Source organism: Notoacmeibacter marinus (assembly GCF_002238045.1).
Classification (GTDB): Bacteria; Pseudomonadota; Alphaproteobacteria; order Rhizobiales; family Rhizobiaceae; genus Notoacmeibacter; species Notoacmeibacter marinus.
This window is the reverse complement of sequence record NZ_NBYO01000002.1, coordinates 14,794-28,382: the sequence shown is the minus strand read 5'-3', so window position 1 is coordinate 28,382 and position 13,589 is coordinate 14,794. Positions and strand designations below refer to the sequence as shown.

14 protein-coding genes are annotated in these 13,589 nt (G+C 60.5%); 11 read left to right on the top strand and 3 right to left on the bottom strand.

All coding sequences use genetic code 11. The annotated features are described in order from the left end of the window. Positions 1–3: 3 nt before the first annotated feature. The 8 genes from tpiA to B7H23_RS08255 all read left to right on the top strand — a co-directional run bounded on the left by tpiA (position 4) and on the right by B7H23_RS08255 (position 8,548). Positions 4–765, top strand: coding sequence for a triose-phosphate isomerase (gene tpiA / locus B7H23_RS08290; protein ID WP_094076995.1), 762 nt, complete (start codon positions 4–6; stop codon positions 763–765). 88 nt (positions 766–853) lie between these two features. After that, positions 854–1,312, top strand: coding sequence for a preprotein translocase subunit SecG (gene secG, locus B7H23_RS08285; RefSeq protein ID WP_094076994.1), 459 nt, complete (start codon positions 854–856; stop codon positions 1,310–1,312). Positions 1,313–1,507: 195 nt separating this feature from the next. After that, positions 1,508–3,136 carry a CTP synthase gene (locus B7H23_RS08280; RefSeq protein WP_094076993.1) on the top strand — a complete coding sequence of 543 codons (1,629 nt, stop codon included), beginning with the start codon at positions 1,508–1,510 and terminating at the stop codon, positions 3,134–3,136. A gap of 111 nt (positions 3,137–3,247) precedes the next feature. Continuing rightward, positions 3,248–3,817, top strand: coding sequence for a LemA family protein (locus tag B7H23_RS08275; protein WP_094076992.1), 570 nt, complete (start codon positions 3,248–3,250; stop codon positions 3,815–3,817). A 10-nt stretch (positions 3,818–3,827) separates the two neighbouring features. Further along, the gene (locus B7H23_RS08270) at positions 3,828–5,777 is read left to right on the top strand and encodes a DUF2207 domain-containing protein (protein ID WP_094076991.1); all 1,950 of its coding nucleotides are present in this window, start codon (positions 3,828–3,830) and stop codon (positions 5,775–5,777) included. Between the two features lie 49 nt (positions 5,778–5,826). Then, complete coding sequence (gene queA, locus B7H23_RS08265; RefSeq protein WP_094077666.1) at positions 5,827–6,915, top strand: tRNA preQ1(34) S-adenosylmethionine ribosyltransferase-isomerase QueA; 1,089 nt, start codon at positions 5,827–5,829, stop codon at positions 6,913–6,915. Then, a complete protein-coding gene (gene tgt / locus B7H23_RS08260) occupies positions 6,912–8,069 on the top strand; it encodes a tRNA guanosine(34) transglycosylase Tgt (RefSeq protein WP_094076990.1) in 1,158 nt (385 codons plus the stop codon). Before queA ends, tgt begins: the two co-directional genes overlap by 4 nt. 65 nt (positions 8,070–8,134) lie before the next feature. After that, positions 8,135–8,548, top strand: a complete 414-nt coding sequence (locus B7H23_RS08255) for a DUF2177 family protein (protein ID WP_094076989.1) — start codon at positions 8,135–8,137, stop codon at positions 8,546–8,548. A gap of 36 nt (positions 8,549–8,584) precedes the next feature. On the opposite strand, the gene B7H23_RS08250 is transcribed toward B7H23_RS08255, so the two are convergent. After that, complete coding sequence (locus tag B7H23_RS08250) at positions 8,585–9,004, bottom strand: DUF4864 domain-containing protein (RefSeq protein ID WP_094076988.1); 420 nt, start codon at positions 9,002–9,004, stop codon at positions 8,585–8,587. A gap of 146 nt (positions 9,005–9,150) precedes the next feature. Here B7H23_RS08250 and mgtE point away from each other — a divergent pair, with 146 nt between their 5' ends. Together mgtE and B7H23_RS08240 are read left to right on the top strand one after the other, a co-directional pair. After that, positions 9,151–10,554, top strand: coding sequence for a magnesium transporter (gene mgtE / locus B7H23_RS08245; RefSeq protein WP_094076987.1), 1,404 nt, complete (start codon positions 9,151–9,153; stop codon positions 10,552–10,554). A 98-nt stretch (positions 10,555–10,652) separates the two neighbouring features. Next, the gene (locus B7H23_RS08240) at positions 10,653–11,039 is read left to right on the top strand and encodes a MerR family transcriptional regulator (RefSeq protein ID WP_094076986.1); all 387 of its coding nucleotides are present in this window, start codon (positions 10,653–10,655) and stop codon (positions 11,037–11,039) included. 28 nt (positions 11,040–11,067) lie between these two features. On the opposite strand, the gene B7H23_RS08235 is transcribed toward B7H23_RS08240, so the two are convergent. Continuing rightward, positions 11,068–11,610 (bottom strand): methyltransferase family protein, encoded by a 543-nt coding sequence (locus B7H23_RS08235; protein WP_094076985.1) that lies wholly within the window; start codon positions 11,608–11,610, stop codon positions 11,068–11,070. Next, complete coding sequence (locus tag B7H23_RS08230) at positions 11,607–12,629, bottom strand: heparan-alpha-glucosaminide N-acetyltransferase (RefSeq protein WP_094076984.1); 1,023 nt, start codon at positions 12,627–12,629, stop codon at positions 11,607–11,609. The genes B7H23_RS08235 and B7H23_RS08230 overlap by 4 nt, the downstream gene beginning before the upstream one ends. Before the next feature lie 521 nt (positions 12,630–13,150). On the opposite strand from B7H23_RS08230, the gene B7H23_RS08225 reads away from it, so the two are divergent. Next, a complete protein-coding gene (locus tag B7H23_RS08225; RefSeq protein ID WP_094076983.1) occupies positions 13,151–13,576 on the top strand; it encodes a DUF1489 family protein in 426 nt (141 codons plus the stop codon). The last annotated feature ends 13 nt before the right edge of the window (positions 13,577–13,589 follow it).

Sequence of the window (13,589 nt, the reverse complement as noted above, 5' to 3'; positions counted from 1 at the left end):
CCCATGAGCCCTTCGATCCGCCCGCTTGTTGCAGGAAACTGGAAGATGAACGGCCTTTCAGCCGATCTGGAAGAGTTGAAGGCGATGGCGACCGGTTTCGAAGAGGCGTGCGGCGGAGCGGTCGACGGGCTGATCTGCACGCCAGCAACCCTGATCGAACGGGCGGCCCGCACGGTCGAAGGTCAGGGCCTATCCGTTGGCGGCGAAGATTGTCACGCCAAGGAGAGCGGCGCGCATACCGGTGACGTATCCGCAGAAATGATCGCCGATTGCGGCGCATCTCATATTATCGTCGGTCACTCCGAACGGCGTACCGATCACGGCGAATCCAGTCAGACCGTCGCCGAAAAGGCGAAGGCGGTCTGGCGTGGCGGACTCGTCGCCATTATCTGCGTGGGCGAAACGGAAGCGCAGCGGAAGGCTGGCGAAACGCTGGAGGTTCTGGACGAGCAGATCGCCGGTTCGGTGCCCGGCAATGCGACCGCCGACAACATGGTCGTGGCCTACGAACCTGTCTGGGCGATCGGCACGGGCCTGACGCCCACGGTGGACGATGTGGCAGAGGCTCATGCCCATATCCGCGCCCGGCTGGTCGAGCGGCTCGGTGAACACGGGGAGGCGGTCCGCATCCTCTACGGCGGTTCGGTCAAACCTTCCAACGCCGCGGAACTGATGGCAGTCGACAATGTGAACGGCGCGCTTATCGGCGGCGCCAGTCTGAAGGCGCAGGATTTTCTCGGCATTGCCGCGACCTATCGCGGCTGACCGATCCGGGGTTGGAACTGGAAGAAATAGACGTTAGAAGCGCGGCGCGCAGGCGCGGGTCTGCGTCAACATCATTAGTGGAATATCCATGGCTACGGTCCTCATCGTCATCCATCTCATCATTGTCATCGCGCTGTGCGGAATCGTATTGATTCAGCGCTCGGAAGGCGGCGGACTCGGCATTGGCGGCGGATCGGGCTTCATGAGCGCGCGCGGTACGGCCAACACTTTGACGCGCACCACGGCGATTCTGGCGGTGCTCTTCTTCGCCACTTCGCTCGGCCTGTCGCTGTTCGCCCGCTATGGCGAGCGCCCGACCGACATTCTGGACCAGATCCCGCAGAGCGGCCCGACGCAAGATGGCGGCAATCTTCTCGATCAGTTGGGCGGCGGTCTTTCCGGTGAGACGGACAATTCGTCCGAACCCGCGACGCAGAACGAGGCTCCGGGCGGAGAAGGCGGTTCGACCACCGGTCAAGCGGAGACTGTACCGACAGAGCCGGCCGCACCGGCACCGAGCGAACCGGCGGTTCCGTCCGGCGGCTGATTGGCCGCCGCGCCCCCCTTCCGCTCAACCTGCCGTCAGGCCTCTCGTCGCTGTCAGTCGAACGCGCCGCACGAATGGGGCAGACAAGGCCGCACTCCTTTTTTAACCGTGCGGTGGTCATCCCCAGCGAAAGATATGTGGAGGGGCGATTGGCCTCTTTCGGAATCGAAATGAACGGGTTAGACCCATAAACCCATGGCGCGGTATATTTTCATCACTGGCGGCGTGGTCTCATCGCTTGGCAAAGGTATTGCAGCGGCCGCTTTGGCGGCGCTTCTCCAGGCGCGTGGCTACAGGGTCCGCATTCGCAAACTCGACCCCTATCTGAATGTCGATCCGGGCACGATGAGCCCGTATCAGCATGGCGAGGTGTTTGTCACCGATGATGGGGCGGAGACCGATCTCGATCTCGGCCACTATGAACGGTTCACTGGACGCTCTGCGACCCAGGATGACAACATCACGACGGGGCGCATCTATAAGAACATCATCGACAAGGAACGGCGCGGCGACTATCTCGGCGCAACCGTCCAGGTCATTCCGCACGTCACCAACGAAATCAAGGATTTCGTTCTCTCCGGCAATGAGGACTACGACTTCGTTCTGTGCGAGATCGGCGGCACGGTGGGCGACATCGAGGCCATGCCGTTTCTGGAAGCGATCCGCCAGCTTGGCAACGATCTGCCGCGCGGCAATGCGATCTACGTCCATCTGACGCTGATGCCCTGGATTCCGGCGGCGGGCGAGCTGAAAACCAAACCGACCCAACATTCGGTCAAGGAACTGCGATCCATCGGCATTGCGCCGGACATTCTGCTGGTGCGTGCCGACCGATCCATTCCGTCCGAAGAGCGCCGCAAATTGTCGCTGTTCTGCAATGTGCGCGAGAGCGCGGTGATCCAGGCGCTGGACGTCGCCAATATTTACGACGTGCCGATGGCCTATCACGAAGAAGGGCTGGATGGCGAGGTTCTGGCTGCTTTCGGAATCGATCCCGCGCCCAAGCCGAGAATGGACCGCTGGGAGAAAGTCACCCAACGTATCCACAATCCGGAAGGCGAGGTCACCATCGCCGTCGTCGGCAAATATACCGGTTTGAAGGATGCTTATAAGTCCTTGATCGAAGCGCTGAACCATGGCGGCATGGCCAATCGGGTTCGGGTCCATCTGGACTGGATCGAGTCGGAAATTTTCGAGAGCGAGGACGCCGCGCCCTATCTGGAAAAGGTCAATGGCATCATCGTTCCGGGCGCTTTCGGGGAGCGCGGCGCGGAGGGCAAGATCGCCGCGGCCCGCTTCGCGCGCGAGCGTAAGGTGCCCTATTTCGGCATCTGCTTCGGCATGCAGATGGCCTGCATCGAGGCAGCGCGCAATCTTGCCGGTATCGCGGATGCATCCTCCACGGAATTTGGCGAAACGGACGAGCCCGTCGTCGGTCTTATGACCGAATGGCTGAAGGGCAATATGCTTGAGAAGCGCAAGGCAAGCGGCGATCTCGGTGGCACGATGCGTCTTGGCGCCTATCAATCCGCGCTTCGCGACGGCTCGCGCATTGCCGAAATATACGGCTCCGAGACCATCAGTGAACGGCATCGCCATCGATATGAGGTCAATGTCGACTATCGGGAACGGCTGGAAAAGGCAGGGCTTCTGTTCGCAGGCATGAGCCCCGATGGTGTCTTGCCGGAAACGGTGGAATATGCCGACCATCCATGGTTCATCGGCGTTCAATATCATCCGGAACTCAAAAGCCGGCCCTTCGAACCGCATCCTCTCTTTGCCAGTTTCATCGAAGCGGCCGTGGAAAACAGCCGGCTGGTCTAAGCGAACTTCTTGTTACTCTAAGAATCTATTGAGCATTCCAAGAACGGCCAGCCTTGCTCGGCCAACGCTTTAATCTATGTTGTCATGGGGGGTGCGCTGGGAGACTGAAAAATGGTCACGCTGATCGTCCTGGCCGCCATTGGTGCGGCCGTCCTTTACGGCATCCTCATCTATAACGGGCTCGTGAAAGCACGGCAGATGGTCAAGGAGGCGTGGAGCGGGATCGACGTCCAACTGAAGCGCAGGGCCGATCTAATTCCCAATCTTGTCGATACGGTCCAAGGGTATGCTGTGCACGAACGGCAGACCCTGGAACAGGTCACCGAACTGCGTAACAGGGCGGTCAACGTGCCAACGGACGACGTTCAGCAGCGTGCCGCCGTGGAATCCCTGCTCAGCACTGCCGTCGGTCGTCTTCTTGCTGTCGCGGAGGCGTACCCGGATCTCAAGGCCAATGAGAATTTCCTGCAACTGCAGACAGCCCTGCAGGACGTTGAAGCTGAAATCCAGATGTCGCGCCGGTATTACAACGGCGCTACGCGCGATCTGAACGTCCGCGTGGAGAGCTTTCCGTCGAATCTCGTTGCGGGCCCTTTCGGTTTCGAGCAGGCTGATTACTTCGAAGTGGAATCCGCCGCAGACCGGCAGGTTCCGAAAGTCGAATTCGGTTCAGCCGGTTGACCTCGTGAACATGTTCCGCCCGCCCCGCGCCGGGCTCACCTATCTTGCTGCACTGTTTATGCTGTTTGCCTCCGCATCTGCGGAGGCGCTCGCGGACGAACGCATAAAGAGTTTCGATAGCGATATTCAGATCGCGCCCGATGGCGAGCTGACCGTTCGCGAGACGATTGTCGTCACAGTCGAAGGGCAGACGATAAAACGCGGAATTCTGCGTGATTTTCCGAAGTTTCAGACTGGACCGGACGGCCGTCGGCAGGAGGTGTCCTTCGAAGTCGTGGCCGTGCGGCGAAACGGAGCTGACGAACCGTATAAAAGTGAAAGCATTGCGGGCGGAAGCCGGCTGCGCATCGGCGAGGCGAACCGTTTTCTGGACCACGGTCAGCAGGAATACGAGATTGTCTACCGGACGGATCGCCAGATCCGGTTTTTCGACGATCACGATGAGTTGCTATGGAACGTGACCGGCACGAGGTGGGCGTTTCCGATCGATAAGGTTCGCGCGACTATCTCTTTGCCGGCCGGGCAGATCGACGACATGGTGGCTTATACTGGGCGCCATGGGGCGTCCGGCAACACGGCAAGGATGACCAAAACCGACGATGGCCAAACAGCGCTCTTCACCACGACCGAAAGCCTGCCGGTCGGCGCCGGGCTGACGGCGGGAATCGCGTTCGAAAAGGGTATCGTTGCGCCTCCAGACGCCTCGCAGGCTGCCAGCTGGTTCCTTCGCGATCATCTGGGCGCTCTGATCCTGTTTGGCGGCACGGTGCTGGTCGCGATCTACTATCTCCTCATGTGGCTGCGGATCGGCAGGGACCCGGCGGGGGGAACGGTGGTGCCGCGCTGGAACGTGCCGTCCGATCTGTCGCCCGGTCTGGTCGCCTATATCGAGGAGCGCTCCAGCCAGAGCAGCCGCATGATAGGCGCGGCGCTGCTGTCGCTTGCCGTCAAAGGTATGGTTCGCATTGTCGACGTCGATGACGATATGAAGATCGAACCCACCGGTAAATTGCATGCGCAGGCCGAAACGGCACTGCCTGTCGGCGAACGCGTCCTGGCGCAGACGATCCTCGTATCGGAAGTCAACGGTGTGACGTTGGCCAAGTCCAATGGCAAAGCGGTGAAACGTCTTGTCGACCACTTCCGGACATCGATGCTGCAAGAGCATCGCAACACCTTTTATCGAAGCAATACCGGCTGGATCATTCTCGGTATTGTGATGAGCGTAACCGTTCTTTTGCTCACGCTCGTGACCGATGGCCTCCCAGTGGATATTCTGTCTGTGGGGCTGCCCCTCATCATCGGGGCGGTGGTCATTTCCGTCTTCGTGGCTCGGACGTTCCGTTCCAGCGTCGGGGGTATCGGCAAGCGGATCTTCAACGTCCTGTTCGCAGCGTTCTTCGTCTTCGCCTTCCTTTCCGGCGTTGTCGGCGCGGCAAAGGAACTCATCGCCGATACGAAACTGGATTGGTCGATCGTTGCACTGGGCGCTCTGGTGTTGGTCAATATCCTGTTTGTCATGATCATGGGCGCACCGACACCGCTCGGCCGCCGGAAGATGGATGAGATCGAGGGGTTGCGAACCTATATCGAGTTGGCCGAAGCCGATCGCATGAATCTACAGGGCGCGCCTTCCATGTCTCCCAGCCACTACGAAACGCTGCTGCCCTACGCGGTCGCGCTCGACCTGGAAAAGCCATGGACGAAGACGTTTCATTCCTGGCTTGCCGCAGGTGCACTGGCTGGCGGCGCCTATTCGGTAAGCCAATGGACGCCCGGCTGGTATCAAGGGCCGGGAGACCGGTCTGGATGGGTCGACAGTGTGGGTGGCATCGGCAATCGTATGAGCCGCGCCGTCACATCGGTTCTGCCGACGCCATCGACGTCATCGTCCGGGTTTTCGGGCGGAGGCGGTTTCTCTGGCGGCGGTGGCGGCGGCGGTGGAGGAGGCGGATGGTAAGCGCCTCTCGGTGCTTTCCAAGTCATCCACATCCCGTTATGGCCGCGCCATGAAAACCGATCTCTTCGATTTCGACCTGCCTGAAAGCGCGATCGCGCTGCGCCCCGCCGAACCGCGTGAGGCAGCGCGACTGCTATTGGTTCGCCCGGAAGCGGCCGCGCCCTTTACCGACCGGACGATTGCGGACCTGCCCGATCTTCTTCAACCTGGCGATGCCTTGGTCTTCAACGACACAAAGGTCATTCCGGCGCAGCTGGAAGGTGTGCGCCAGCGCGAAGGCGCGCCGGATGCGCGTATCGGTGCCACGCTTCATATGCGGCTCGATGCCTCGCGCTGGAACGCATTCGTGCGCGGCGCCCGGAAACTGCAGCCCGGCGACCGCATCCGGTTCGGCCATCGAAACACGTCGTGCCTTCTGGGCGCGCTTGACGCGACGGTGGAGCAGAAAGCGCAGAGCGGGGAGGTCACCTTGGCCTTCGACCTGTCTGGCGCCGCTCTGGATGAAGCGCTTCATGCTGGCGGTCGGATACCACTGCCGCCCTATATCTCCGGCAAGCGAGCCGTCGATGAGCAGGATCGATCCGACTATCAGACCATCTATGCGCGGGAGGACGGTGCGGTTGCGGCGCCGACCGCCGGCCTGCATTTTACGCCCGAACTGATGGCGCGGCTCGAAGCGGCGGGCATCGAACGCCATTTCGTCACGCTTCATGTCGGCGCAGGAACATTTCTGCCGGTCAAAGCAGATGAAACGTCCGAGCATGTCATGCATTCGGAACGCGGCACGCTCACCGCGCAGACGGCAGACGCGCTCAACGCTGTACGCGAAAGGGGCGGGCGGATCGTCGCCGTGGGCACGACATCGCTGCGGCTCTTGGAGAGCGCGGCAGGCGAAGACGGCAGGCTGGCGGCATGGTCGGGCGCGACCGACATCTTCATCACGCCAGGCTATCGCTTTCGCGTCATCGATGCGCTGATGACCAATTTTCATCTACCGCGCTCGACGCTCTTCATGCTGGTCAGCGCTTTCAGCGGGCTGGATAGAATGCAGGCCGCATACCACCACGCCATCGAGAGCGGCTACCGCTTCTACTCCTATGGCGATTCCAGCCTCCTCTTCCGGAACGACGATCCATGAGCGACGAGCGCGAACAGCACCCCTCCGAGACATTCACGTTTACGCAGCTGGCGCAGGACGGCGCGGCGCGGCGCGGGCGGATCGACATGCCTCGCGGCTCCATCCGCACGCCCGCCTTTATGCCGGTGGGTACGGCCGGAACCGTCAAGGCGATGTATCTGGATCAGGTCCGCGATCTCGGTGCCGACATCATTCTGGGCAACACATACCATCTGATGCTGCGGCCCGGCGCGGAGCGCGTTGCGAAGCTTGGCGGGCTGCACGAGTTCGCCCGCTGGCCGCATCCCATTCTGACCGATAGCGGCGGCTTTCAGGTGATGAGCCTGTCGGGCCTGCGCAAGATCACCGAAGAGGGCGTGACTTTCCAGAGCCATGTCGACGGTGCGAAGCATTTCATGAGCCCGGAGCGGTCCATCGAAATTCAGGGGCTGCTGGGTTCGGATATTCAGATGCAGCTCGACGAGTGTATCGCCCTGCCGGCCGGCGAAAAGGAAATCGCGCGAGCGATGGAGCTGTCGCTTCGCTGGGCCGAGCGCTGCAAGGCGGCCTTCGGCGACCAGCCTGGCAAAGCGATGTTCGGCATCGTTCAGGGTGGCGACCACAAAGAGCTGCGCGTCCAATCGGCCAAGGCTTTGGCTGCGATGGATCTGAAAGGCTATGCGATCGGGGGCCTGGCTGTGGGCGAGCCGCAGGACGTGATGTTCGACATGATCGAAACTGTCATGCCGTTTCTGCCGCAAACCAAGCCGCGCTACCTGATGGGCGTCGGCACGCCGGACGACATTCTCGGATCGGTGCAGCGCGGCGTCGATATGTTCGACTGTGTGATGCCGACGCGGGCCGGGCGTCATGGCCTGGCCTTCACACGCCACGGCAGGATCAATCTGAAGAATGCCCGTCATGCCGAAGACCATCGGCCGCTCGACGCTACCAGCGATTGCCCCGCCACGCGCGATTACAGCCGCGCCTATCTGCACCATCTGGTGCGGGCCGGCGAGCCGCTGGCCGGCATGCTGCTGACCTGGAACAATCTGGCCTATTACCAGCAGTTGATGGCAGGCATCAGGGACGCGATCACTGGCGGACGTCTTGCTGCATTCGCGGCAGAAACACGCGCCGAATGGGTGAAGGGTGACTTGCCGCCTATCGGTTGAGCTCCAGATTTGTCCTCAACCGGCATGGGCCGGAGCTGTTCAGATTCCGCAAGCGGGGAGCGCGCATGAGACTGGTCTATCTCTATCTGATCGCCTTGGTGATCTTCTTCGTCATCGATTTCATCTGGCTGGGATATGTTGCCAGAAACTTCTATGCCGAGCGGATGGGCGCGATCATGCGCGACAGCCCCAAACTCGGAGTCGCCGCGCTTTTCTACGCCGTCTATGTGATTGGCGTGATCTATTTCGCCGTCTGGCCGGCCTATAATGGCGGCGGGTGGACCGAGGCGGCGCTGAACGGGGCGCTGTTCGGCTTCTTTGCCTATCTCACATATGACGCGACGAGCTATTCGGTGCTCGAGGGTTTCGATCCGGTCGTGGCGGTCGTCGATACGGTCTGGGGGACGATCATCACCGGTTTTACGGCAGCGGCGACGATCTGGGTGGCCGGTCTGATATGGGGAACGGCTTCTAGCTGACGGCAGCGCGGCTCTATCGTCGATCCTCGTAAGGGATCAGACGCCGAAGCTCTTGAGGCCCTGAAGCGAGACGCCGCTTATCTGCCAGTTCCCGTCAGCCTGCTGCTGGAGTGTGTAGAGCGCTTTCCATACTTTGCCGGTTGGGCCGACGATGATGACCTCCTGGGCGATGAGATCGTCCGAAAGAGGCGTGGCGGGTCCCATTGTCCAGCTTTTCGGCTTTCTGACCTGCGGATAGCCGCCTTCGACCATCGACATGAAGCGTTCGAGGGTGGGAAACATGCGGCGGATGTTCGGGGCTGCGTGAGAATAGGCCCGCGCGCCATTATCGGACTGGAAGGATTGCAACTGATCGTCGATGGGTCCCTGCCAGGGTGCTGTGTCTTGCGACAATGCGCCAATGGTCGAGGACAACACGAAGGAAAGGGCGAACAATCCTAGTGCGTAAGGTTTCATCGCAGCCTCCGTTTCTCATCGTTTTTTAAAGACGTATGCGAAGCCAAAAGAGTTGCACGAAACGCCGTTCGCTCCTTTGCCTCTGTCACGAAACCCCGTTAGGAAAGCGCAGCGTCGCATACTCCGATCCAGAAGGATGATCCTGCATGGCCGAGGATGAACTGGTCGTCGATGACGAGCAGCATGGTTCGATCTACACCGAGACGGGCGCGGTGCGGCAGGACTTGCTGGCTGGTATCGAAGCCGCCATCGCCGCCAGCGATCACGACTGGCTGCGGCAGGAGCTGATCCGCCTCCACAGTTCCGAACTGGGCGATGTGATCGAGGCGCTGCCGCCGGACCAACGCCTCGCGCTCGTGACGCTCCTGAAGGGCGATTTCGACTTTGCCGCACTGACCGAGGTGGACGAAGCCATCCGGCTTGAAATCGTCGACCAACTGCCGAATGACCAGATCGCGTTGGCCGTTCAGGAACTGGATTCAGACGACGCGGTCTACATTCTGGAAGATCTGGAGGAAGAGGATCAGGAAGAAATCCTCCGCCAGCTTCCTTTCACGGAACGGGTTCGTCTTCGCCGCTCGCTCGATTTTCCCGAAGAGACGGCCGGTCGGCGCATGGCCACCGAGTTCGTGGCGGTGCCGCCGTTCTGGACGGTGGGCCAGACCATCGACTACATGCGGGAGGACAAGGACCTTCCGGAGACGTTCAGCCAGATTTTCGTGATCGATCCGGGTTTTCGGCTGTTGGGCGCTGTCGATCTGGACCGCATTCTCAGGACGCAGCGCGCCGAGAAGATCGAAAGCGTGATGCACGAAACGCGTCACGCCATTCCGGTCGAGATGGATCAGGAAGAAGCCGCGCAGCGCTTCGAACGCTACGATCTGCTTTCGGCTGCCGTGGTCGACGAGAACGATCGGCTGGTCGGCGTTCTGACTATCGATGACGTGGTGGACGTCATTCAGGAAGAGGCCGAAGAGGACATCAAGGCGCTCGGCGGCGTCGGCGATGAGGAACTGTCGGACACGACGCTGGAGATTGCGCGCTCGCGTTTTATCTGGCTGTTGATGAATCTCGGCACGGCTGTGCTGGCCTCCATGGTGATCGGCCTCTTCGACGCCACCATCGAGCAAATGGTGGCGCTGGCGATCCTCATGCCGATCGTCGCGTCGATGGGCGGCAATGCCGCGACGCAGACCATGACGGTGGCGGTGCGAGCGCTGGCGACCCGTGATATCGACATCTACAATGCTGCCCGCATCATTCGTCGCGAGACGCTCGTCGGGCTCCTGAACGGCGTGATGTTCGCCGTGTTGATCGGTATCCTGGCGGCGTTGTGGTTCGACAATGTTTCGCTCGGCGGCGTTATCGCCGCGGCAATGGTCATCAACATGCTCGCGGCCGCTCTGGCAGGCATTCTCATCCCGCTCATTCTGGACAAGATCGGAGCCGATCCCGCGATCGCCTCAGGTGTGTTCGTGACCACAGTCACTGATATTGTAGGATTTTTTGCCTTTCTCGGGCTGGCGGCATGGTGGTTCGCGCTTCTCTGAATGACGCTGGGGAAGGGCTTATACCGAAAATTGACTTTTACGTAACTTTGGCAGACTTTCGCCGACTGATGAAACAGCGGACCAACCGGAATTTATGAATGCGCGAATTCTATACGATCACCGAGCTGACCCGAGAATTCGGCATTTCGACCCGTACCTTACGTTTCTACGAGGATGAGGGACTGATCTCGCCGGTTCGCCGGGGACGGACACGGCTGTTCCGGCCTGCAGACCGCCATCTGGTCAAACAGATTCTCCGGGGCAAGCGCCTTGGGTTTTCGATCGCCGAGATTCGCGACATCGTGCAGATGTATCGCGACCCACCTGGCGAGGTCGGTCAACTGAAACAGATCATCAACAAGATCGAGGAAAAGCGCGAGGAACTGCGCCAGAAGCGCCGCGATATTGAGGAGACCATCGCGGAACTGAACGCCAGCGAGGAAGGCTGCGTGGAGCGACTCGCCGAACTGGGCGTGAAGGGTTAGAGCTGTAGCGCCTTCCGCCTCAAATCGATCAGAACCAGCGCGAAACCCGCTTGCTGTATTGCCGCCAGGCCCTGCCGAAACGGCTGGCCAGATGGCGCTCTTCCGGCTCGATCTGCAGTTTCGTGACGGCGAAGGCCGCGACGATCGCCAGGATCGGGAACCAGAAATTGTTCAACGCGAAGCCAAGGCCGATCAAGATCAGCGTATTGCCGAGATAGATGGGGTTGCGGCTGATGGCGTAAGGGCCGTTCGTTACCAGCTTGGCGGATCCGTGAATGGGGGAGACAGTCGTGCCGCCACGGCGCAAGGTCATCAGGGCGAAGACATCCAGACCAAGACCGCCGACCACCAGAAGCCAGCCGAATGCGGAAAGCACCGGCGCGTAGGCGGATGGCAACAGCGAAAGAGGCGTGACCCAGTCCCCGAGAAGATAGGCGGCAATTCCGGCCGTCAGTAAAATGACTGGAGGCCACGGGAAGCGGGTCGGTCCTGCATGGACGGCACTGGCGCCCGCGTTGTTACTCTCTGTAAGCTGCTCGACCGGCTGATGGGTTTTGCGACGGCGGCTCATCGGGCACTTTCCTTATCGATCGGTCGTTCGGAGCGGTTCGGCGGTTCCATCCTCTCAGAATCGACCTCACTGACGCAACGTGTGCGCTGCTCGTCCACGAACTGCAGTTGCTGATCCGTGAGCGAACCCTGACCGGCGCTGCGATAAAGGAGGCCTTCCCTCTGCATCGCCCCGAGTATGCAACCGCAATACTTCGTGCAGAAGGTTGCGTCGCCGGCCTGCGCCAAACAGCTTCTCTCGCAAGGCGCACGCACATCGTCCAGGGTTATGGCAGGCGGCGCGATCGTCGCTGCGAGCCAGACAAGCCCAAGAAGGATGGGCTGGTGAACCAGATAGACGATGAGCGAATGCCGACCGGGAAATGCCAGCCAACCCGGCAGGGCAGCATCGAACCGGGTGGCGGCCAGACGTTTGAACCAGTGCCGTTCGCGCCCGATCCGCGCAAAAGCCATTCCAAAGAGGAATATGCCGAACCATGGGAAGAGAGGCACGTAGTCATTCGACCTGGGCGGAGCGTCGGCCAGGCCGAGCCATAAGAGAGGGCCGGCATTGAATGCTTCTGACCGGAACATCTGAGGTAGAGCGACGAACAGTGCGCCGATCGCGATCATCGTCAACCATCGAAATCGCAGGAAGAGAAGGCCGAGCAGCGAGGCGGCCGCGATAAGGTGGAGAATCCCGAAAAAGATGTAAGTTTCTGGAAATGCGAAGAAAGTGGCAATAGTCACGGCGAGCGCGGCGAGGGCGATCTGAAGCAGGCGTTTCCAGAAGGCCGGCCACCGAATGTCGCCATCGTGAGCCAGAATGAGGGAAACGCCAGCCAGAAAGATGAAGCTGCCGGCAATGCATCTGGCGAAGATGATCATGCCCGGCTGTTGCGGAAGATCGGCCTCCGCATAGCCGAAGATGGCCAAATCCCAGGAAAAGTGATAGATCGCCATCGCAATCAGCGCGACCGTGCGGGCAACGTCGATCGTGTTGACGCGGGGTATCCGTTTGGCGATGGAGCCCGAATCCATGGAGCCTCCTGATTACTGCATGTGAGGCAGACCATGGTAGGTCCGTCGAGGTCAAGCGTCGGCTCATCGGTTGATCGAACATGCGATGCGGCAGACGGCTGGCAGCCATGCCTAGATCGCGCAGGTGTTGAAATTCAAGCGCTTAGCGGTTAGCTTCCGGCGCTTCCCTGGCGTTTTCATGACGGAATTAAGACAGCCCGCTTGCGTTCACGATTTCGTTACCATAATATCGATCCTCCGGTTGGGGGCGCATTCGCGACGGGATGCGTGAACCGGGATAGGGAACATTACGGGGTTTCATTTCTGAATGGATGAACAGGTCCAGAAAAGCTGCTGGAGCGTAACCGCTTGGGCAGTGGCCGCCTTCGCAACGGTCGTATTCGTTGCGTGGCTTGTCGGTGGTGCGGAAGCGACGATTCTCGCTGCCAGCTGATCGCAGCCGGGTTGCCAGATGAAATTACGGGAACGCCGGCATCGCGCCGGCGTTTTCTTTCGGTCAGAGGTCCAACGGGACGGGCATAGTGACGCTCCACCTCATCAAGCTTTGCGTCGGTGTCGAGAATATCGCCGATCTGCAACGCAGCATCGACCGACGAATAGCGAGCGGCAAAGGCGGTGCGCACGACTATATCCACGCCACCCGAATGATGCCGAAACGCGCCGAGGAAATCCTGGACGGCGGATCCCTTTATTGGGTCATCAAGGGCTCGATCCAGGTGCGTCAGCGCATTCTGGAACTCCGGTCTTTGTCAGGCGCGGACGGCCTCAAGCGATGCGGGATCGTCCTTGAACCATTGCTCCATCCTGTTCGGCCCGTGCCACGACGTGTGTTTCAAGGCTGGCGTTACCTGCTTGCCGACGATGCGCCGCCCGATTTGTCAGGCGATCAGGCCGAAGACGTTCCCGCGGAATTGATGGCGCAACTCGTCAGTCTGGGCCTAGCCTGAGCCGAAGAGCCGC